This is a genomic window from Streptomyces sp. NPDC047042 (assembly GCF_040644035.1).
GTDB lineage: Bacteria > Actinomycetota > Actinomycetes > Streptomycetales > Streptomycetaceae > Streptomyces.
The window spans coordinates 18,279-39,429 of record NZ_JBEYVP010000006.1 but is presented as its reverse complement, the minus strand read 5'-3'; the positions used below and the strand labels follow the sequence as shown (position 1 = coordinate 39,429).

Sequence of the window (21,151 nt, the reverse complement as noted above, 5' to 3'; positions counted from 1 at the left end):
TCTTTGTGCGCGAGAAACGCTCCATTCGAGGAGGTCAGAGCGGGTTTCCCGGCGTTACGCTCCCCTGGGCGCACACTCCGCCCCGCGCCGCCCCTCGCACGGCCGCGCCGCCCGCTCCGTCCCGGCGCCGCCCCCGAGCCAACGGTGGAAAACTGGGTATGAGGCTTGTCCGGACCGGACGAGAATCGGAGGACGACGTGCACTGGGGACGGTTCGCACAGCAGATGGCGTCGATGGCGCGGGATCTCCTGGCGCAGGATTCGGTTGACACCACGCTCCGGCGGATCACGGCATCGGCCACCGAACTGGTGGAGGGCTGCGACGCGGCCGGCATCCTGGTGCTGCACGGCGAGCGGGTCGAGACCCTCGCCCCGACCGACCAGCTGGTCACCGACAGTGATCAGCTGCAGGAGCGGCTGCGTGAGGGGCCGTGCTTCGACGTGGCGCACACCTCCGAGGGCGAGCAGGTCTTCCGTATCGCCGACCTCACCGGCGAGCACTCGCGCTGGCCCGCCTACGCCCCTCAGGCCCACGAGCTCGGAGTGGGCAGCATGATGGGTTTCCTGCTGTTCACCGACGACGAGGACCTCGGCGCGCTGAACCTCTACTCGCGCAAGCCGGGCGCGTTCACCGAGGCCAGCGAACTCGCCGGCTGGCTGCTGGCCTCCCACGCGGCGGTCGCCTTCTCCAGCGCCCGCACCCATGCCCAGATGGAGCAGGCCGTCGCCACCCGCCATGCCATCGGCGAGGCGATGGGCATCCTCATGGGCCGCCACCATGTGACCGAGGAACAGGCGTTCGATGTGCTGCGCCGCTACTCACAGCAGCACAACATCAAACTCCGTGAGGTCGCCCGGCGGGTCTGCGAACAGGGCGACCTCACGTGACCCGAGGCGGGCGGCTCCCCCGGCACTACGTCTGAACCAGAGGAGCCTGAGCCGGCTCAGCCCCATGGGAACGCCGAACCTCACCTACGGACCAAGTCCCCCCTCTCGCCCCTTCCACACCAGGTTCTTCGCCGGAGAGTGCGGGGAGCGGTCGGGACCGGTGCGACTCAGGCTCGGCGTTCCCATGGGGCGGGTGCGGCTCAGGTCGGGGTGAAGGCGACGTTCAGTCGGGTGAGGCCGCGGAAATTGAGGCTGCGCTGCCACTGCGGGGGCTCGGATTCGTCGAGCCGCAGGCCGGGGAGGCGGGTGAGGAGCGCCTCCAGCACGATCGCGCCCTCCAGCCGGGCGAGCGCCGCGCCGAGGCAGAAGTGCGGACCGTGTCCGAACGCCATGTGCCGGCCGCCGGAGCCGGACCGCTCGAAGTCCAGCACATGGGGGTCGGGGAAGACGGCCGGATCCCGGTTGGCGGCGCCGCCCACCAGGAGCACCGTCTGCCCCTCGGCGATCTTGTGGCCCGCGAGGTCCAGATCGTGCCGCGCCCGGCGCAGCATCAGCTGCACCGGGGCGTCGTAGCGCAGGAGTTCCTCGACGGCCGCGGGCATCAGGTCGGGCCGGGCGCGCAGTTGGTCGGCCGCGGCCGGGTGGCGGAGCAGGGCGAGGGTGGCGTTGCCGATGAAGTGGGTGGTCGTCTCATGGCCGGCGATCAGCAACAGGGCGCAGTTGGCGAGGAGTTCGTCGAGATCCTGGTCGGCGTCACCGGCCTGGGCGGTCACCGTCGCGCGCAGGGTGCCGGGGGTGGGCGGGGTGTCCTGGCGGGTGAGGAGCTCGCGGAGGTAGGCGAGCATCTCCGTCATGCTCTGTGAGGCCTCGCGGTTGCGGTCCGCGTCGAGCCGGGAGTTGCCGATGGCCTCGGCGACCGGCTCGGACCAGGCGGCGACGGCGGCACGGTCCGCCTCCGGTACGTCGAGAAGGTCGCAGATGATCGTGAGCGGGAGGGGACGGGCGAGGTCGGCGACGATGTCCATCCGGCCGGTCGGCGCCACCCGGGTGATGATCCGGTCGACGGCTTCGACGACCCGGGCACGCAGCGTCGCCACCGCGCGGGGAGCGAACGCCTTGCTGATCAGGGCCCGCAGGCGCGGGTGGTCGGGGATGTCGTTGTAGAGCATCTGCCGGCTCAGGACCCGGGCGAGGGGCCGCAGCTCCTCCGGCACGGCCTCGATGTCCGGGTAGCGCACCGAGGACAGCCCCGGAGCACCCGCCGCGCTGCTGACCACGGCGTGCCCGGTCGCGATCCAGGCACCCGTGCGGCGGTCCCAGAAGAGGTCGTCGGCGCTTCGCAGTTCTTCGTAGAAGTCGTAGAGCCGCTCCTGGACTTGGGGCCGAAATGCCGACAGGAGCGATGAAGGGGTGCGCATCGGCCCATTCTTTCAGCGCTGCCGGCCCTCCAGTGACTCCCGCCGTGGCAGCGGCAGGGTGGGCGCGGATGATGGCGAACAGGGCCAAACACGGGCGAATCGATTTCGCTACAAGTTCCGAAATTATTCGTGACGGCTCCGCCACTCCGCCGAAATACCTCACTCGTAGCTTTTTCGCCATCAGCCCCGGCACGATCCCTGCACAGGAGCCCCGGATGTCCCACCCCTCCCGACGCGGCGCCCTCAGGCTGTCCGCGGGCCTGGTTCTCGGGGGCGCTTTCGCCCTCACGGGCTGCGGACGCAGCGACGAGACCGCCGCCGCGACAGCCTCCGCCGCACCCGTCGACGACTCCCCGGCCACCGGCACCGTCACCCTCTGGGCCGCCCAGGGCGATGCCGACGTGCTCGACAAGGTCATCAAGCCCTTCAAGGCCGCGAACCCCGATGTCACCGTGAAGGTGACGCTGATCCCGAACGGCGAGTACTACACCAAGCTGCAGTCGGCAATCGCGGCGGGCAAGGGGCCCGACCTCGCCCAGTTCTTCCCCGAGTCGCAGTCGCAGTTCCTCGACCCGTCGATCCTGCGGCCCGTCCCGGCGGGTCTCGTCGACAAGTCGAGCTTCTTCGAGAGTCTCTGGAGCGCCGGGGTGGCCGAAAACGTCGCCTACACGGTGCCCTGGTACGCCTACACCTACGCGCTCGTCTACCGCGCCGACCTCGCCAGGAAAGCAGGCGTGAAGGCGCCGGCCAAGTGGGACGAGACGGTGCCGTTCCTCAAGGCGCTCCAGGGCGCGGGCGCCGGGCACGGCCTCGGAGCCGACATCGGCTGGGACATCTTCAACGGCCAGGACGCCGCGATGTACGCCTGGCAGGCCGGCGGTTCGCTGCTCTCCCCCGCCGGGAAGTGGACCCTCGACACCCCGGCGATGGTCGACGCGCTCCAGTACAACGCGTCGTTCTTCACCTCGGGCACCGCCGACACCAGCGGGCCCACGTTCCTCGACGCCCAGCCGTACTTCGTGTCGGGCAAGACCGCCATGATGATCACGGGCCCCTGGGTGATCGGCCAGCTCGACACCGCCGCGAAGGAGAAGGGGTGGACGGCCGCCCATGTCGCCACCGCACCCCTGCCCGCCGGCGCCTCGGGCAGCAACTCCTTCTCCGCCGGGGGCAGTTGGGGCGTACTGGCGGGCGCGGGCAACGCGGACGCGGCGTGGAAGCTCGTCCGGTACCTCGCGAAGCCGAGCACGCAGGTCGCGCAGTACAAGGCGTACAGCTCACTGCCGGCCGTCATCTCCGCGTGGGACGACCCCGCCATCGCGAACCAGCCGCTCCTCGACGCCTTCCTCACCCAGCTGAAGAACACCCGGGCCTTCCCCCAGGTGAACACCTGGCAGCAGGTCGCGACCCGGCTGGGCAAGGAGATGGAGGCCGTGGCCAAGGGCACCGAGACCGCCGCGAAGGCCGCCGCGAACGTCCAGTCGTACGCCGAGAGCCTCGGCACCGGTGCGAAGTGAGCCGCCGATGACCACGATCAGGACCACGGGCCCGGGAGCGTCGCGCGGGATGCGCCGCTCCCGGGGGACGCGCGGCGGCCGGGGCACCCGCCGGACGGCGGTCGCCTGGCTGTTCCTCGCACCCTTCGCCGTCGTGTTCCTGCTCTACACGGCGATCCCCACCGTGGCCGCGCTCGGGTTCAGCTTCACCGACCTGCGCGGCGCGGACCTGCGGCACCCGTTCGCGGTCGACTTCACGGGCCTGGAGAACTATCTCCGGCTGTTCAAGGACTCGAGCTTCCGGCAGGACATCCTCAACACCGGTTTCTTCGTGGTCGTCGGGGTGCCGCTGACCATGGGCCTCGGATTCGCGCTGGCCCTCGCCCTGAACTCCGGTATCCGGCGGCTGCGCGGGGTGCTGCGTACGGTCTTCTTCGCGCCGGTCGTCACCAACGTCGTGGCGGTCGCCCTGATCTGGCAGTACGCCTTCAACGCGGACGGCACCGTCAACAAGGTGCTCGGCGCGGTCGGCCTCGCCGGGCCGAACTGGCTGGACGATCCGAACCTGGCGATGCCCGTCGTCATCCTGCTCGGCGTCTGGCGCAACTTCGGCACCGCGATGGTGCTGTTCCTGGCAGGCCTGCAGGCCATTCCGGAGGACGTGTACGAGGCCGCCGCGCTCGACGGGGCGGGCCGGTGGCGGCAGTTGAGGCACATCACCCTGCCGCTGCTGCTGCCGAGCACACTCATGGTCTCGGTCCTGCTGACCGTCTTCTACCTCCAGGTGTTCGACGAGCCGTATCTCCTCACCAACGGCGGCCCGTTGGGCTCCACCGAGTCCATGGCCCTGTACACCTACCGCCAGTTCGGCGCGGGCGAGTTCGGGGTCTCCTCGGCCGCGTCCTTCGTGATGCTGCTGCTCGTGGCCCTGGTGAGTGTCGTCCAGTTCCGACTGCTGAGGTCCCGCTCATGACCGTCCTCGCCGCCCCGGCGACCGCCCGCCCCACCGCCGACCAGGCCATCGCGCCCCGCCGGTCCGTCTCCCGGCCGCTGCTGTACGGCGCGCTGGTGCTGTGCGCGCTGCTCACCCTGCTGCCGTTCGTCTGGGTGGCGAGCGGTTCGCTGCGCGGCCTCGACGAGATCCGCTCCGACCCCGGCGCCTGGTTCCCGCACCACGTCACCCTGGACAACTTCACCCGGCTGTTCCGGACCGCCGGTTTCGGGCGGTTCCTGCTCAACAGTGTCGTGGTCGCGGGGATCGTGGTGGCCGGCAACATCGTGGCCGCGTCGGCCGCCGGGTACGCGCTCGCCAAGCTCGACTTCGCGGGCCGGCGGATCGCGTTCGGCGCGGTCATGGCGGCGATGATGGTGCCGTTCAGCACGGTGTTCGTCACCCAGTTCGTGCTCACCGTGGACCTGGGACTCGCGGACACCCTGACCGGCATCGCCCTGCCCGGGGTGGCGTTGCCGCTGTCGGTGTTCATCATGCGGCAGTACGCGATGTCCGTCCCCGACGAGCTGCTGGAAGCGGCGCGCATCGACGGCGCGGGCGAGTTCCGGATCTTCTTCCGCATCTTCCTGCCGCTGGCCGGACCGGCGGTCGCGACGATCACGATCATGTCGTTCCTGTCGTCGTGGAACAACTTCATCTGGCCGCTGATCGTCGCTCAGAGCATGGACACCTACACCCTGCCCGTGGGCCTCGCCGCGACCAGCCAGGCGGCCGCCCATGTCACCGACTACGGCCTGCTGCTCGCCGGCGCGATCGTGGTGATGCTGCCGGTCCTGGTCCTCTTCCTGTTCCTCCAGCGCTACTTCGTGCAGGGCATCTCCGGATCGGGAATGCGGTGACCCTCATGGACCACCTCGACGGCATCCCTGTCACCGTCCACGCCCCCGCCGGCCCGGTCGTCGGCCGTCGCACCGGCCCAGTCCAGCGCTTCCTCGGCATCCCGTACGCCCAACCACCCACCGGTGTACGGCGGTTCGCGGCGCCGGTCCGACGCGGGCGGTTCCCGGCGCCGTTCGACGCGTCCCGGCACGGAGCCACCTCGCAGCGCGTGCCCCTGTTCGCCTCGACCACGGTGCCGGAGCCCTCGGTGCCCGGCGACGACATCCTGAACCTCTCCGTCGTCGCTCCCGCCCCGAAGCCCGGTCACAGGGCGCCCTGCCCGGTCCTGGTGTGGATCCACGGCGGCGCCTTCCTCGCGGGCAGCCCGGCGAGTCCCTGGTACGACGGCCGTTCCTTCGCGCGTAACGGCGTCGTCTGCGTCACCGTCGGCTACCGGCTGGGCGTCGACGGTTTCGCCCCGCTGGACGACACCCCCGCCAATCTCGGTCTGCGCGACCTGCTGCTCGCGCTCGAGTGGGTGCGGGAGAACATCGGCGCGTTCGGCGGAGATCCGGGCCGGGTCACCCTCGCCGGTCAGTCGGCCGGGGGCGCGGCGGTGCTCGCCCTGCTCTCGTCGCCCGTCGCGGACGGCCTCTTCCAGCGGGCGGTGTGTCTGTCGGGCGGCCTCTTCGTGGGGGAGCGGGAACCGGCCCGCCGGTTCGTCGAACGGCTCGGGGAGCGGGTCGGGGTGGCGCCGACGCGGGCCGGGTTCGGCGGCCTCCCGGTGGAGGTGCTCCAGCGGGCAGTTCTCGGCCTGCGGGACGAACTCGACGACGGCACACTCCCGTTGGGCCCTGTCCTCGGCGACGACATCCTGCCGGCGCCGCCCGTCGAAGCGCTCGCCGGGTACGGACATGACGTACCCCTGCTGCTCGGCGCGACGGGCGACGAGTTCGACTGCGTCGCCGCGCCGGGGAACCCGGACCCGAGCCCGTACAGCGCCGCCGAACTCGCCGCCGCCCGCGCTGCGGGCACCCGGGTGACGGACACGCTGTTCCGTGCCGCCTGTGCACAGGTCGCGGCCTCGCGTCGCGGTGCCGGAGCCGGTACCTGGCTGTACTCCTTCGAGTGGCCGTCCCCCTCGCTCGGGGGCGCCGCGCACTGCGCCGACCTTCCGTTCTTCTTCGACCTGCTCGACGCGCCGGGCAGCGCGGAGGCTCTCGGGCCGTACCCGCCTGCGGAGTTGGCCGCCGCGATGCACGCCGACCTGGTCGGCTTCGTCCACGGCAGGGAGCCGGACTGGGCGCGGGCGAGCGGCGGCTTGGGTGATCCGGCGCGCGAGTACGGGCGGCCCGGCGCGGCCCTCGTCGCCGACACCACCGGCGTGTTCGACCCCGTCGTAAGGCCTCAGCCCTCCGTGCGGACGGCGTCCGGGGTGGTGGAGGCATGCTGACGACGTCCGGCGTGAACCGACTCAACGGGATGAACCAGAGTGCCGTCCGACGCGTCAACACCTCAGTGATTCTGCGGGCGTTGGCGGTGTCGTCCGGGCCGATGACGCTGACCGCGCTCGCCGAGCGGGCCGGTCTCTCGCGCCGCACCATCGAGATCGTCCTGGACTCGCTCGTCGACGCGGGCTGGGTCACGGAGTTGGCGCGTGTGCCGACCAGCGGCTGTGCGGGGCGTCCCGCGCGACGCTACGAACTGCGGGCCGAACACGCCCTGTTGGCGGCCGTGCACTTCACCACCTCGGACGCGTCCGCGGCCGTCGCCGACGTCCGGGGCCGTGTCCTCGGACGCGCGCACCGGCAGCTGCGCGCCTACCAGGATCCGTCGGCCACGCTGGACGACCTGGCGGCGCTGGTGCTCGAGGCGCTCGACGACGCGGGCGGGTCGGCGGACCGGCTGCGGGCCGGTGCGGTCGCGAGCGGCGGCGCGGTCGACGACGACGGGATCGTACGGCGCCTGGTGCACACGACCCGGTGGGAGGGCGTACGGCTGCCCGACGAGCTCACCCGGCGCGTCCGGGTGCCGTGGTTCGCGGACAACGACTCCAACCTCGGTGCGCTCGCGGAGCGTCGGCGGGGCGCGGCGGGCGACCACGACAACGTCGTATGGGCGGTGCTCGGGAACCGGACCGGGCTCGGCATCCTCATCCGGGGTGAGGTGCACCGGGGTCTCGACGGCGCCGCGGGCGAGATCGTCGAGGCGGACTCGATACCGGTCCACTCGGTCGAGAACCGTCCCGTGGCATGGCTCACCTCACCCGAGGCAGCCCGGCGCGCGGTCGCCCTCGGCCGGGTCGAGGCGGCCCGCGAGGGTGACAGCACGGCGCTCGCCGAGATCGACGAACTGGTGGAGCACATCGCGTCGATCCTCACCACCCTGTCGTGGACCATCGCGCCCTCCCTCATCGTGCTGGGCGGCGGTCTGGAGGACGCGGCCGACCTGCTGCTGCCCCGGGTGCACGCGGCGCTGCGCCGTGCCCGCACCCCGGCCGTCGAAGTGCGTACCACACTCCTGGGCCGCGACGCCCCTCTGGTCGGCGCCGTCAAGCTGGCCATCGACCGCATGGACACCGAGTTGTTCGGCCCCCTCATACCCAGCCTGTAACCCTCTCTCAGCACCAACAGCGGTACAAGACATGGAGTTTCACTGTGACCGACACCCCCCACACCGATGTCCTCGTCGTCGGCAGCGGCATCATGGGAGCCGTCGTGACGCGGCTGCTGCGGGACTCCGATCCGGCGCTGCGCATCACGATGGTCGACGGCGGTGAGGCCATCGGTACGGCGCCCGGGGTGCATCTGCACGATGTCGACGACCCCGTTCTGTGGGAGCGCTACAACGACAGGGTCACCACCGGCATCCAGGGCATGTACACGGGCGCCGAGGTGGTGCGCGAGGTCGCGGACGGCCTCGGCTCCCTGACGCCCGGCATGTTCCACGCGCTGGCCTTCGGCGAGGACGCCGAGGCGATGCCCGCGACGGCGCTCGCCTGGAACGCGGGCGGTATGGGTGTGCACTGGACCGCCGCGACGCCCTGGCCCGCCGGGGACGAGGTGTTCGACTTCGGCGACCCGGCCGGCTGGGCGGCCGACCTGGACACCGCGCGCCGGACACTCGCCGTCACCCCCGCCCCGATCGGCCCCACCGAGGTCGGCGAACTTATCCTCGACGTACTGCGCCGGCGCTACGCCGGTACCGGGCCCCGGGACCGGCAACCGCAGCCCATGCCCATGGCGGTCACCGCGAGAGACTCGGGCCCGCTGCCGCGCACGGCGCCGGGGACGATCTTCCCCGCGATCGCGGCGGGCGGCGACCCCGCGTTCACCCTGGTGACCGGCACCCTCGTGACCTCGCTCATCGTGTCCTCCGACGGCCGGGTGACCGGCGCCCGGCTGCGCCGAGTGGCCGACGGCGCCGAGTCCGAACTCCGCGCGGGCACGGTGGTGGTGTGCGCCGACGCCCTGCGCACCCCGCAGTTGCTGTTCGCGTCGGGCATCCGGCCCCACGCGCTGGGCCGGTACCTCAACGAGCACGCCTTCGTCACCGGCCGCGTACTGCTGGACCTCGAACGGTTCGGTATCCCCCTCGCCGCCCTGCCGCTCGCCCGGGTCGGCGAGTTCTGCACGGACTCCCTGTGGCTGCCGCGGAACGGGGCGGCGCAGCCGTTCCACGGTCAGATCATGAACAGGACGTACGTCGACGAAGCCGGCCGGCCCCTCGCTCATTCCGTGGGCCTCGCGCTGTACGTCCCCGTGTCATCGCGCCCCGAGAACCGGCTCGTGTTCTCCGAGTCGGACACCGACCTCGCCGGACTGCCCCGGATCGGCGTCGAGTTCGACTACTCCGACACCGACCGGGCACTCATCGGGCGCGCGCTGGACGAACTCCGTGCGGTGGCGGAGGAGTTCGGCCCGTTCGATCCGGAGACCGAGTCGGCGCTGCTGCCGCCCGGCTCGTCGCTGCATCTGACGGGCACCGTCCGCTGCGGTGCGGCCGACGACGGAACGAGTGTGTGCGGCCCGGACGGCAGGGTGTGGGGCTTCGACAACCTGTACCTCGCCGGGAACGGCGTGATCCCCACGACGATGGCCGCCAACGTCACGCTGACGGGCGCGGTGACGGCCGTTCGCGCGGCCCGTGCCGTCGCCGGACACCGTCTCGCGCTCACCGCGCGTTGATTTGAACATCCATATGGTGCAAGGGAGTTGGATCGTGATCGACATCGCGAAGGAATACCGGGTGGCCCTCCCGGCCTGGATCGACGACGAGTTGGCGCAGGTGCCGCCCGTCGTCCCCGACCGCGAGGACCGGATGCGTCTTGTGCACCGGCTGGCGGACCGCAACTGGCGTGAGGGCAACGGCGGTCCGTTCGCGGCGCTCGTCGCCGAGCAGGACACCGGCCGGATCGTCTCGGTCGGGGTGAACGTGGTCCTCGCCTCCGGGGTCTCCAGCGCGCACGCCGAGGTCGTCGCCCTCGGGCTCGCCCAGACGGCCGTCGGCGGCTGGGACCTGGGCGGCGACGGACTGCCTGCGCACGAGCTGGTCGTCAACTGGCGGCCGTGCGTGCAGTGTTACGGCGCGACCATGTGGTCCGGGGTACGTGGACTCGTGGTCGCGGGCGAGGGGCCGGAGCTGGAGGAGATCACCACCTTCGACGAGGGACCGCTCGGCGCGGACTGGGCCGAGCAGTTCGAGACCCGGGGCATCAAGGTCGTACACGACGTGCTGCGGGAGGAGGCGCTCGCCGTGTTCCGGAACTACCGGGACGCGGTCGACGCGGACGATGTCGTCGTCTACAACGCGCGCGGGGGCGCCGAGTGAAGGCGCCCACCGGTGAGACCGTCGAGCCGCGCTTCGCCACCGATGTCGTCACCTTCTACCACCCGGCGTTCTGGGGACTCCAATCCGCCCAGGACGTAAGGAAGTTGGCGCTCAACGACGCCGGCGGCTTCTGGAGCCGGACGCTGGACGCGCTGGCCGAGGCCGGCGTCATCGGTGTCGAGCTGACCTTCGCGCCCGGCGACATCGAGTCGGCCCTGCGCGCCTTCGGCAGCGCGCCCGCGTTCCGGCGGGCGCTGGAGGCTCGGGGCGTGAGCGTCGTGAGCGCCTTCGTCGCCGGGAGCGACGCCCCCGACTGGCGACAGGGCGACAACCTGCCCGCGATCGTCGCCGACGCCGAGCGGCGCGCGGCCTTCCTGGCCGACGTCGGGGCGGACCTGCTGGTGACCGGGCTGCCCATGCGGACGACGTACGGGACGCGGCCGCCCTTCTTCGTCGACGCCGCCTACATGTCCCGGATGGCCGACATCGCCCACGCGGTCGGGGACGCGGTCGCCCGGCTGGGGGTGCGGCTCGCCCTCCACACGGAGTCCAACAGCACGCTCTGGTACGAGCGGGACATCGATCTGTTCATGGCGCTGACCGACCCGCGTTATGTGTGGCTGTGTCCGGACTCCTGCCACATCGCGCTCGGCGGCGGGGACCCGGTGGCCGTCGCGCGCCGCCATGCCCAGCGGATCGCGCTGGCCCACTGGAAGGACGCGGTCGGGCCGATCGACGTCGAACTCACCATCGACGACACGGTCTTCGCCCAGCAGCAGCCCTATATGACCGAGCTGGGCACGGGCATCGTGGACTGGCGCGGCTGGGCCGACGCGATGTCCCGCACGCCCGGCGCCGGCACGGTCCTCATCGAACTGGACGAGGCGCCGGATCCGGTGGCGGCACTGCGGGCGGGGGTGGCCGTCGCACGGCGGGCTCGGGCGTGACGACCCGTCACTTCTGTCCGAAAATCGTCTGATTCCTCCGAACGGGCCGATTCGATCTTCTGCACGGTTCCTATACATAGCGAGATGGGGGTGTTCGCTCCACGAGACGAGGAATCAGTGTTCAGAGCAGAACCAGGCACCGCCGCCTCGCACCGGCGCGTGCACGCCGCTCCGCCCGGCCGACGCAGACGGCTGGCCGGCCTGACCGGCCTGAGTCTCGCGCTGGTCGCGACCGGTTCGCCCGCCCTCGCGGTCGCCGGGTTCGGCCCGCTCGCCCCGACCACGCGTGCCGCGGCTCCGGGCGACGGCACGGTGACCGTACGGGTCGTCACCGAGGTGGACGCGGACGGCGCCTACGACAGCGCGCTCGAGCCGGGCCTCGCCGGCGTCGAGGTCAGCCTGACGGACGACGCCGGCACCGTCCGGAACCTGACGACCGGGGCCGACGGCACCGTCACCTTCACCGCCACCGCCGAACTCACCGGCGGCAAGTACCGCGTCCAGGTCACCAACCCGGACCCCGGCAACCTCTCCCCCGCCGTCGCGGGCCCGGGCACGGGCGCCGACGTCATCCGTGGCAACGTCGGCTTCGTCGACGTGTCCGGCGGTACGGACGTCACGTACACCACCGGTTTCTGGGAGCCCGGCGTCTACTGCCAGGAGAACCCCGACCTCGTCAGCTGCAACCTCACCAAGGGCGACGCCCCGAACACCTACAAGGGCCTCGTGTCCTTCAACGGGAGCTTCACCGGCAGCACCCCCGACAGCGCCGTCACCCGGCTGACCGACAACACGAGGCAGCAGGCCGTGTTCGGCATCGGCGTCGACCGCACCGGCAACAAGTACATGGGCACGCTCGTCAAGCGGCACACCGCCTACGGACCGGCGGGCGCCACCAACACGATCTACCGCCAGTTCGGCACCGACCCCGCCGTGGACACCTTCATCACGCTGCCCGGCCGGCTCACCCCGCACGAGACCACCGACAACTGGCTGCACGACGACGCCGTCTACGGCAGGGTCGGCCGCGAGGGCATCGGCGACGTCGACGTGTCCGGTGACGGCAGGACGCTGTACGCGGTCCACATCGGCGACACCAAGCTGTACGGCGTGGCCATCGTCGGCTCCGGCGCGACGGCCAGAGCCGGCACGCAGACGGCGTACGACATCCCGAGGCCGAGCGCCTGCGTCGGCGAGTGGCACCCGTACGGCATCGGGGTGCGCGGCAAGCGGGTGCTGGTGGGCGGGGTGTGCGGCGCCGAGACGACGGTCTCCACGTCCGCCCCCTGGGGCGACCCGACCCAACTCAGCGCACATGTCTACGAGTTCGCCAACGGCACGTTCAGCGAGATCTTCACCCACGCGCTGAACTACCCGCGCGGGTGCGCCTACCGGTTCACCGGTCCGCCGGCCGACGCCTACCGCTGCACCCAGCCGTCCACGGTCGGCCAGGTGATGAGCGGCGCGTGGGAGGCCTGGAACGAGCGGGTGCCGGGCAGCGAGTCGCACTCCTTCGTCTCCGCGCCGCAGCCGATGCTGTCCGACATCGACATCGCCGACAACGGCGACCTGGTGCTCGGCTACCGCGACCGCTTCGGCGACATGACGGGCACGGCCACGTTCGCCCACAACTCCACGCAGCGACCGCTGGTCACCGGCGTCGCCGCAGGTGACGTACTGCGCGCCTGCAAGACGGGGACGACGTACACGCTGGAGAACGACGGCTCCTGCGGCGCGCTGTCCGGCGATCCGCGGGGCGACGGCAAGAGCCCGGGCGGCGGCCGGCTCCATGACGACTCCACGACACTCGGGGACGCGGTCCACGACCAGGTCGGCGAGGGCGCCACGGCACTCCAGCCGTACCGCGGCAAGCTGTTCGGCACGGCCCACGACCCGTACGGCGCCTTCCAGCAGGGCGTCCGCAGCTGGACCGCGAACAACGGCGCGGCCCAGGGCAACCTGCTCATCCAGGCGACCGGCGACGACGACCTCGCCCTGCGCCAGAACCTCTTCGGCAAGGCCAACGGTCTCGCCGACCTTGAACTCGTGTGCGACCAGGCGCCCGTCCAGATCGGCAACCGGGTCTGGTACGACTCGAACGGCAACGGCGTCCAGGACCCGTCCGAACCGCCCGTCCCTGGCGTCGTCGTCACGCTGACCCCGCCCACCGGACCGGCGCTGACCGCCACGACCGACGCGAACGGCGAGTACTACCTGGGCACGAAGGACGGCCTGACGCCGAACACCGTGTACGCGGCCGCCTTCGACTACCGGGGCGTCGACCCGTCGGCACTCCCCGGCTCACCGACCCTGGCGGAGCTGAAGTGGACCCAGCGGGGTCCCGGCCGCGACCGTTCCCTCGATTCGAACGTCGACTCGGCGGGCCGGACCACGGTGACCGTGGGCGACCCCGGCGACGTCAACCACAGGATCGAGGCGGGTCTTGTCGGCCCGGTCGACAGTCTGGGCGACCGCGTCTGGTACGACACCGACGGCAACGGCGTCCAGGACCCGGGCGAGCCCGGCGCGAAGGACGTCACCGCCGAGCTGATCGACCCCGCCACGGGTGACGTTCTCAGGACCGTCAGGACGGACGCGAACGGGCACTACCTGTTCAGCGCCCTGCCCGACGGACGCTACAAGGTCTGCTTCCGCGGCCCGCGGGGCTACCTCTGGACCAGGCAGAACACGGGCGCCACGGGTGACGACTCGGTCGTGGACCCGACCAGCGGCTGCTCCCCGGTGGTCACCCTCGGCCCGGGCGACCGGACCGACCTCACCCTCAGCGCGGGCCTGGTCGGGGAGTTGACACTGACGGTCGTCAACACCGACGGGAAGACCGGCGAGCCGCTGAGGGGCGCGGTCTTCCAGCTGTGGATCGACAGCAACGGCAACCCCGGCCTCCAGCGCCAGGGCGCGGGCAAGGACCGGATGGCCGGCGACTGCGTCACCGGCGGGACGGGCAGGTGCTCCCTCGACGAGAACCGGATCGGCACGTACTACCTCGTGGAGAAGAACGTCCCCGAGGGCTATGTCCTGCCGGCCGACCCGGTCTTCGGCCCGTACGGGCTGACCCTGGCGAACGGCACGGGCACCGACGGACTGCTCGTGCGGATCGCCAACGAACGAAACGGTTGATCCGCTCGGGGAAAGAGAATGGTCGGTGCGATCGCGGATGTATCGTCCCTTTCACTCCTATGACAGCACATGCCTCTTTCCCCACGCCCGACGGCGCGTCGGCCCCCGCACGCCGGGACGTCCTCAACCGCGCCGCAGCCCTCGGCGCCCTCGCCGCGACCGTCTCCGGGTGTGCCGGCGCCGCCCGCTCCCGTCCCCCGGCCGCCGCGGGCCCGCCGGCGTTCCGCTTCCGGGGCCCGCGCCAGGCCGGCGTGACGACCCACCAGCAGAACGCCGCGCTCGTCATCTCGTACGACCTCGCCCCGGCGGTACGGGGAGCGGGCGGTGTGCGTGCCCTGCGGAAGGTGTTCGGACGCTGGACGCGGGCGCTCGCGGAGGTCCTGGACGGTGAACTCGCGCCACCGACTCCCGTACAGGCCAAGGAGATCAAGGCGATCGGGGCCGCCGGACGGTCCCGGCTCACCGCGACCGTGGCGATCGGTCCCCGGCTCCCCGGGCTGCTGTGCGTCGCCGCGCCGCCCGCGCTGCGGGAGCTGCCGCCGTTCCCCGACGACCGGCTCGACCCCGCGTACGGCGGCGGCGATCTGCTGGTGCAGCTCTGCGCCGACGACCCGCGGGCCACCGTGGCGGCGGCCGGCGCGCTGACCCGGCTGGCGGGCGACACCCTGCGCCCGCGCCGGCGCCAGACCGGGTTCCTGCCGCCCGCACCGGCCGGGCGGACACCGCGCGACCTGCTCGGCTTCGAGGACGGCACGCAGAACCCGACGCCCGAGGAGTGCGAGCGCTGGGTGTGGGTCGACGACGCCACGTTCCTCGTCCTACGGCGCGTCCATATCGACGTCGCCGGGTTCGCGCGGCTCGCCGCGAGGCGTCAGGAGGAGATCATCGGGCGGCACCGGGAGAGCGGCGCGCCGCTGGGCGGGCGGCACGAGCACGACGACGTGGACATCTTCGCGAAGACCCCGCAGGGCCGGTACGTGATCCCGCCCGGGGCACATGTACGGGCGGCGAGCCCCCGGCTGGACGGGGGCGCCCGGATGCTGCGCCGGAGCTACAGCTACGACGCCGGTCCGGACGACCGGGGCCTGCTGTTCCTCGCCTTCATGCGTGACCCGGCGCTGTTCGCGCGCGTCCAGCACCGGATGGCGGCGACGGACGAGCTGGGCCGCTTCATCGAGCACCGGGGTTCGGCGGTGGCGTACGTCCTTCCGGGTGCCCTTCCGGGCGAGGACCTGGGCGCACGCCTGCTGGCCTGACCGGCTCAGGCCGCAACTTGCGTTCGACCGTCCCCTCATGGAGCCGCCGGGTTGCCTACGATCGTGCCGTGGTCGACTTCCTCCTCGAACGTACGGTGCCACTCCCCCTCGACGAGGCCTGGCGCCGCCTCACGGACTGGCCCCGCCACGCGTCCGTGGTCCCGCTCACCCGCGTGAAGGTGCTCACCGACCCGCCGACCCACGTCGGGACCGTCTTCGTCGCCCGCTCGGGAGTCGGTCCCCTCGCCGTCGACGACCCGATGGAGGTCACCGTCTGGCGGCCTCCGACGGACGACTCCCCGGGCCTGTGCCGCCTGGAGAAACGCGGCCGGGTCGTCCTGGGCTGGGCGGAGATCGAGGTGCGCCCGGGCCCGGGCGGCCGCTCGCGGGTCCTCTGGCGCGAGGAGTTGCGCGTACGCCTGCTGCCGTCCCTGTTCGACCGCCCGCTGGCGGGCGCGGCGCGCCATGTGTTCGGTCGAGCCGCGAACCGCCTGCTGAGGACGGCGTGACGGACGTTACGATCGACGCGGTGTGCCGGCGGTACGGAAGCCGGTCGGGGGAAGGGGAGAGCGTGCCCGAGGAGAGCGTGCGGCTGGAGCTTCGGATCGACTCGGGTCCCGGAGCCACCGCGGAGCAGACGGATCGTCAAGTCCGCAGTCTGTACAAGGATTTGCGCACCCTCGGCCTGCTGCGGGTCGAGCGCGGGACGGCCGCCGCGCCGGAGAAGTCGATGGCCGGTGTGGGGCACGACCTCGGGGTGCTGGTGGTCAGCGGGGCGTTCTCCGCCGCCGCGCTCAAGGCTCTCAGCAATGTCGTCGTGGCGTTCGTGCAGCGTTCGAAGGCTCGGTCGGTGGAGTGGGAGATCGACGGTAACAAGGGGTCGTTCGGCGCTCTGTCGGCCAAGGACCAGCAGGCGTTGGTCGAGGCGGTGACCGCGCGGATCGAGGCGGGGACGGCCGCGGCGGGTGCTGCCGCTACCGGCCCGAACACCAACAGCGAGCCGGGAGTTGGCGATGGCGGGACGCCGGATCGCACTGCTCGTCGCGACTGACGGCTACCAGGATCCGGGGCTCAGCAGACTCCGGGCGCCGGCCCGGGGTGCCGGCGAGCTGAAGAGGCTGCTGGAGAACCCCGCGATCGGCCGTTTCGACCCGGTGCTCGAACTGCTTAACAGGCCCAAGGAGGAGATCGAGTCCGCGGTCGAGGAGGTACTCAGCGATCGCGACCCCGACGATCTCGTACTGATCTACTTCGCCTGCCACGGCATCCGCAATGACGCCGACCGGCTGTTCTTCGCCACGCTCAGCACACGGTTGGCGCGTCCGCACACCACCGCGATCCCGGCCGCGCTGCTGCACGAGCTTCTGGACGAGTGCGAGGCCCGGACCAAGATCGTGCTGCTCGACTGCTGCTACAGCGGGCTCTTCCACCGGGGCAGGCCCATGTCGCCCACTCCCGTGGACGTGAAGTCGGCGCTCGCCGGGCGCGGCACGTTCGTCATCACGGCGTCGACGGAACTGGAGTACGCGTACGACGGCGAGCAGCTGACGATCGACAACCCGCTGTCCGCACCCCGGTTCACGGCGGCCGTGATCGAGGGGCTCAGCACCGGCCTCGCCGACCTGAACCGGGACGGGGTGGTCACCCCGGAGGAGCTGTACACGTACGTCCACGACACGGTCGTCAACCAGGCGGGGCCCGAGCAGACGCCGACCAAGTCGGGGCAGTGCGAGGGGAATGTCGCCCTCGCCTACGCGCCCCGGATCGACGCGGCGGCCGGGCCCGGCGCCCGGGCGGCCCTGGCCGACGAGCTCAGGCTCGGCACACTGCTGCCGCCGCCGGTGGAGACCGTCGACCGGGGTTTCAGCTGCGACGCGTGGGAGGGCACCTCGCGGCTGGTCGTGCCCGTCGGCAGGCTGGAGAACAGCACCGGGGGCGATCATCTGTGCGTCGACTTCTCCAACAGGGACGGGAACGCGGCGGTCGTCGGCAAGCTGGGCAGCGGCAAGACGACCCTGCTGCGGTCCCTGATCATGTCGCTGGCGCTGACCCACACCCCGAACGAGGCGGAGTTCTATCTGCTGGAGGGCGCGGTCAACCGGCTCGGAGTGCTGAGTTCGCTGCCGCATGTGCGCACGTTCGCGGCTCCGCACGAGCACAGCGCGGTCGAGGGCGCCCTCGCCGCGGTCAAGGCCGTGATCTCGACCCGGCGCACCCTGTTCCGCGACCTCGACATCGACTCCATCGAGGCGTTCCGCGCGCTGCGCAACACGGGCCGGATCGACGAGGGGGCGGCGAGTGACGTCTTCCTCGTGGTGGACGGCTGGCTCGACTTCACCTGGGAGCACCCGGAGTTCGCGGACACCGTCCACAAACTCGCCAACACCGGCCTGAACTACGGCGTCCATCTGCTGGTCACGGCCCGCCGCTGGAGCGACTTCACCACGGACCTGCGGGGGTTGCTGGGCACGCGGCTCGAACTGGCCCTGGACGACCCGGAGGAGTCCTTCTTCGACCCCGCGCTGGCGGCGGGGGTCTCGGTCGGCTGGGCGTTGTCCCGGCGCCGGCGTTTCCGGGTGGCGGTCCCGCGTTTCGACGACGGGACCGGGCCGGTGGCGGCGCGGGAGTCCCTGGTGGAGACGGCGGAGCGGGTGCGGGCGGGCTGGGCGGCGCTGCGCGCCGAGGACGACAGTGCCGGGGCGCTCGTCAAGTTTCCCTCCGGCCGCCAGGGAACCGTGTTCACCGGTCTGCTGGGCGTGGACAACCCGACGTCGTTGAATCTGCCGGCCCTGCGGGCCCGGTCGGCTCCCGAGGAGCGATTGCGGGTCCCGATCGGTGTCGGTGAGGGCGGCAGGCCGGTCTTCCTCGACCTCAAGGAGAGCGCGCACCACGGAATGGGCCCGCACGGCCTGTGTGTGGGCGCGACCGGCTCCGGCAAGTCCGAGTTGCTGCGCTCGATCGTGCTGGGACTCGCCGTCCGCCATTCGGCGGAGGAAGTGGCCTTCGTGCTGGCCGACTTCAAGGGCGCCGCGACGTTCGCTCCCCTGCGGGACCTGCCGCACACCTCGGCCGTCATCACCGGTCTGGAGAACGATCCGTCGCTCGTGACGCGGATGCACGACGCGATCAGCGGTGAACTGCAGCGGCGCCAGGCGCTGTTGCGGGCCGCGGGTGGTCTGGCGAGTGTCCACGAGTACACGAAGCTCCGTGCCTCCGGGAGGGATCTCGAACCCCTGCCGACGCTGCTGCTTGTGATCGACGAGTTCTCCGAACTCCTGGTCGCCCACGCGGACTTCGCCGAGCTGTTCGTGCAGATCGGCCGGGTCGGCCGGGCCCTGGGTGTGCACATGCTGCTGGCCTCGCAGCGGCTGGAGGAAGGCCGACTGCGCGGGCTGGACAGCTTCCTGTCGTACCGCATCGGACTGCGCACGTTCTCGGCGGCCGAGTCCCGTACGGTGCTGGGCTACCCGGACGCCTATCATCTGCCGCCGGACCCGGGCGCCGGGTTCCTCAAGTCCGACGAGGCGGACGTACTGGTCCGTTTCAAGGCCTCGTACGTGTCCGCCCCGCTCCCGGACGCCGTCGACGACTCCGCCTCGGTCCTGGACGTGCTGGTCGGCCAGGTGTCGGCGACGGAACCGAGTACGCGTCGGATCTGGCTGCCGCCGCTGGACGCGTCGCCCTCGCTGGAGTCGCTGCTGCCTCCGAAACCGGCCGCCGCCCGGCGGATACGGGGAGGACGGGCGTCGGGCCCGCCCGTCCCGCCGTTCAAGCGCCTGGAGCATGTCCCCTTCGCGGTGGTCGACGAGCCGTTCCGGCAGCGCAAGAGTGTGCTCGCGCTGGATCTTTCCGGGGCCGAGGGGCACGTCCTCGTGGTGGGCGCACCGCAGTCCGGCAAGTCGACCGCACTGGTCACGCTCATCGCGTCGCTGGCCCTCACCCACACACCGGTCGACGTGCAGTTCTACTGTCTCGACTTCGGCGGCGGGGCACTGGCGCCGCTGGCCGGGCTGCCGCACGTCGGGGGCGTGTTCTCCCGGCTCGACGCGGACCGGGTCCGGCGTACGGTCGCCGACTTCGCGAGGATTCTCGCGGAGCGCGAGGAGTTCTTCCGCACCCACGACATCGAGTCCGTCGGCGCGTACCGACGGCGTCGCGCCGCCGGGGAATGGCCGGACCAGACCCTGGGCGACATCTTCCTCGTCATCGACGGCTGGGCGACTCTCCGGGCGGACTACGAGGCGCTCGAACCGGTCGTCACGGACCTGGCCCTCCGCGGCCTGGCCTACGGTATGCATCTGCTGGTCAGCGCCTCACGGTACGGGGAGATCCGCCCCACGCTGCGCGAAGTCATGGGCAGCAGGGTCGAGTTGCGCCTCGGCGATCCGATGGATTCCGAGATCGACCGGAAGCAGGCCAGGAACGTCCCCGTGGGGAGCCCGGGACGCGGGCTGTCCCGCGAGCGGCTGCACTTCCTCACCGCGCTGCCCTGCCTGGAGGACGATGTCGACCCGGAACACACCCCGGGCGCGGCGGCGCGACTGGCCGCACGTGTGCGCAAGAACTGGTCGGGGCCGACCGCTCCCCCGGTGCGCACCCTGCCGGACCTCGTCCTGCTGGAGGAGCTGCCAGGCCCCGAAGAGGCGCCCGGCCAGGCCATCGCCGTCGGCATCGACGACGCGAGCCTCCTCCCGGTGTTTCTCGACCTGTCCAACGACCCCTTCTTCCTCGTCTACGGAGAGCCCGAGTCGGGCAAGAGTTCGTTCCTGCGGATGCTGGTGCGGCAGCTGTGCGCCCGTCTCTCGCCGGACCGGGCCCAGTTCCTCGTGGTCGACTACCGGCGGTCGCTCCTCGGTGAGGTGCCCGAGGAGTATCTGCTGAGCTACGGACCTTCGGGGCCCCGGGTCGCCGAGGTCGTCAAGGGCGTGGTCTCCGTGCTGGAGGCCCGGATGCCCGGCCCCGATGTCACGGCCGAGCAGCTGCGCGACCGCAGCTGGTACCGGGGCAAGGACGTGTATCTGCTGGTCGACGACTACGACCTGGTCGCCACCAGCACCGGCAACCCGCTCGCCCCGCTCATGGACTACCTGCCGTTCGCCCGTGACCTGGGCCTGCGGGTCGTCCTTGCCCGCAGGTCGGCAGGGGCGTCGAGGTCTCTGTACGAGCCCTTCGTGGCGCGGTTGAAGGAGCTCGGCGCACAGGGCCTCATGCTCTCCGGCGACCCCGGCGAAGGCTTCCTCCTGGGCACCGTCAAACCGAGTCACCAACCGCCGGGACGCGGCACCCTGGTGACCCGAAAGTCCACCCACGGAGTCCAACTCGGCTATCCGCAACCGAAGTTCGACTGA

At 71.6% G+C, this 21,151-nt stretch carries 15 protein-coding genes; 14 read left to right on the top strand and 1 reads right to left on the bottom strand.

The window, feature by feature from the left end; genetic code table 11:
- The first annotated feature begins 158 nt into the window (after nucleotides 1–158).
- Complete coding sequence (locus ABZ855_RS07980; RefSeq protein WP_360802730.1) at nucleotides 159–887, top strand: GAF and ANTAR domain-containing protein; 729 nt, start codon at nucleotides 159–161, stop codon at nucleotides 885–887.
- 200 nt (nucleotides 888–1,087) lie between these two features.
- Here the strand turns inward: ABZ855_RS07980 and ABZ855_RS07975 are convergent, their stop codons facing one another.
- The gene (locus ABZ855_RS07975; RefSeq protein ID WP_360802727.1) at nucleotides 1,088–2,305 is read right to left on the bottom strand and encodes a cytochrome P450; all 1,218 of its coding nucleotides are present in this window, start codon (nucleotides 2,303–2,305) and stop codon (nucleotides 1,088–1,090) included.
- A gap of 215 nt (nucleotides 2,306–2,520) precedes the next feature.
- Here ABZ855_RS07975 and ABZ855_RS07970 point away from each other — a divergent pair, with 215 nt between their 5' ends.
- The 13 genes from ABZ855_RS07970 to eccCb all read left to right on the top strand — a co-directional run bounded on the left by ABZ855_RS07970 (nucleotide 2,521) and on the right by eccCb (nucleotide 21,151).
- Nucleotides 2,521–3,822: an extracellular solute-binding protein gene (locus tag ABZ855_RS07970; protein WP_360802724.1), complete on the top strand. Its 1,302-nt coding sequence runs from the start codon at nucleotides 2,521–2,523 to the stop codon at nucleotides 3,820–3,822.
- Between the two features lie 49 nt (nucleotides 3,823–3,871).
- A complete protein-coding gene (locus tag ABZ855_RS07965; RefSeq protein ID WP_360803413.1) occupies nucleotides 3,872–4,774 on the top strand; it encodes a sugar ABC transporter permease in 903 nt (300 codons plus the stop codon).
- The gene (locus ABZ855_RS07960; RefSeq protein ID WP_360802721.1) at nucleotides 4,771–5,652 is read left to right on the top strand and encodes a carbohydrate ABC transporter permease; all 882 of its coding nucleotides are present in this window, start codon (nucleotides 4,771–4,773) and stop codon (nucleotides 5,650–5,652) included. The genes ABZ855_RS07965 and ABZ855_RS07960 overlap by 4 nt, the downstream gene beginning before the upstream one ends.
- 5 nt (nucleotides 5,653–5,657) lie before the next feature.
- On the top strand, nucleotides 5,658–7,085 hold the full coding sequence (locus ABZ855_RS07955) for a carboxylesterase family protein (RefSeq protein ID WP_360802718.1): 1,428 nt from the start codon (nucleotides 5,658–5,660) through the stop codon (nucleotides 7,083–7,085).
- The gene (locus tag ABZ855_RS07950; protein WP_360802715.1) at nucleotides 7,079–8,245 is read left to right on the top strand and encodes an ROK family protein; all 1,167 of its coding nucleotides are present in this window, start codon (nucleotides 7,079–7,081) and stop codon (nucleotides 8,243–8,245) included. The genes ABZ855_RS07955 and ABZ855_RS07950 overlap by 7 nt, the downstream gene beginning before the upstream one ends.
- Before the next feature lie 44 nt (nucleotides 8,246–8,289).
- The gene (locus ABZ855_RS07945; protein WP_360802712.1) at nucleotides 8,290–9,819 is read left to right on the top strand and encodes a GMC oxidoreductase; all 1,530 of its coding nucleotides are present in this window, start codon (nucleotides 8,290–8,292) and stop codon (nucleotides 9,817–9,819) included.
- A 34-nt stretch (nucleotides 9,820–9,853) separates the two neighbouring features.
- Complete coding sequence (locus tag ABZ855_RS07940) at nucleotides 9,854–10,462, top strand: nucleoside deaminase (protein ID WP_360802709.1); 609 nt, start codon at nucleotides 9,854–9,856, stop codon at nucleotides 10,460–10,462.
- On the top strand, nucleotides 10,459–11,409 hold the full coding sequence (locus ABZ855_RS07935; RefSeq protein ID WP_360802706.1) for a sugar phosphate isomerase/epimerase: 951 nt from the start codon (nucleotides 10,459–10,461) through the stop codon (nucleotides 11,407–11,409). The genes ABZ855_RS07940 and ABZ855_RS07935 overlap by 4 nt, the downstream gene beginning before the upstream one ends.
- Before the next feature lie 117 nt (nucleotides 11,410–11,526).
- A complete protein-coding gene (locus ABZ855_RS07930; protein WP_360802703.1) occupies nucleotides 11,527–14,547 on the top strand; it encodes an SdrD B-like domain-containing protein in 3,021 nt (1,006 codons plus the stop codon).
- A 59-nt stretch (nucleotides 14,548–14,606) separates the two neighbouring features.
- Nucleotides 14,607–15,803, top strand: a complete 1,197-nt coding sequence (locus tag ABZ855_RS07925) for a Dyp-type peroxidase (protein ID WP_360802700.1) — start codon at nucleotides 14,607–14,609, stop codon at nucleotides 15,801–15,803.
- 68 nt (nucleotides 15,804–15,871) lie between these two features.
- Nucleotides 15,872–16,312 carry an SRPBCC family protein gene (locus ABZ855_RS07920; protein ID WP_360802697.1) on the top strand — a complete coding sequence of 147 codons (441 nt, stop codon included), beginning with the start codon at nucleotides 15,872–15,874 and terminating at the stop codon, nucleotides 16,310–16,312.
- Nucleotides 16,309–16,854, top strand: coding sequence for a hypothetical protein (locus tag ABZ855_RS07915; RefSeq protein ID WP_360802694.1), 546 nt, complete (start codon nucleotides 16,309–16,311; stop codon nucleotides 16,852–16,854). Before ABZ855_RS07920 ends, ABZ855_RS07915 begins: the two co-directional genes overlap by 4 nt.
- Nucleotides 16,817–21,151 (top strand): type VII secretion protein EccCb, encoded by a 4,335-nt coding sequence (gene eccCb / locus ABZ855_RS07910; RefSeq protein WP_360802691.1) that lies wholly within the window; start codon nucleotides 16,817–16,819, stop codon nucleotides 21,149–21,151. Before ABZ855_RS07915 ends, eccCb begins: the two co-directional genes overlap by 38 nt.

Bases quoted from the DNA above. Each gene is read 5' to 3' on its own strand.
- ABZ855_RS07980 (WP_360802730.1), top strand. From the start codon at position 159: ATGAGGCTTGTCCGGACCGGACGAGAATCGGAGGACGACGTGCACTGG.
- ABZ855_RS07975 (WP_360802727.1), bottom strand. From the start codon at position 2,305: ATGCGCACCCCTTCATCGCTCCTGTCGGCATTTCGGCCCCAAGTCCAG.
- ABZ855_RS07970 (WP_360802724.1), top strand. From the start codon at position 2,521: ATGTCCCACCCCTCCCGACGCGGCGCCCTCAGGCTGTCCGCGGGCCTG.
- ABZ855_RS07965 (WP_360803413.1), top strand. From the start codon at position 3,872: ATGCGCCGCTCCCGGGGGACGCGCGGCGGCCGGGGCACCCGCCGGACG.
- ABZ855_RS07960 (WP_360802721.1), top strand. From the start codon at position 4,771: ATGACCGTCCTCGCCGCCCCGGCGACCGCCCGCCCCACCGCCGACCAG.
- ABZ855_RS07955 (WP_360802718.1), top strand. From the start codon at position 5,658: ATGGACCACCTCGACGGCATCCCTGTCACCGTCCACGCCCCCGCCGGC.
- ABZ855_RS07950 (WP_360802715.1), top strand. From the start codon at position 7,079: ATGCTGACGACGTCCGGCGTGAACCGACTCAACGGGATGAACCAGAGT.
- ABZ855_RS07925 (WP_360802700.1), top strand. From the start codon at position 14,607: ATGACAGCACATGCCTCTTTCCCCACGCCCGACGGCGCGTCGGCCCCC.
- eccCb (WP_360802691.1), top strand. From the start codon at position 16,817: ATGGCGGGACGCCGGATCGCACTGCTCGTCGCGACTGACGGCTACCAG.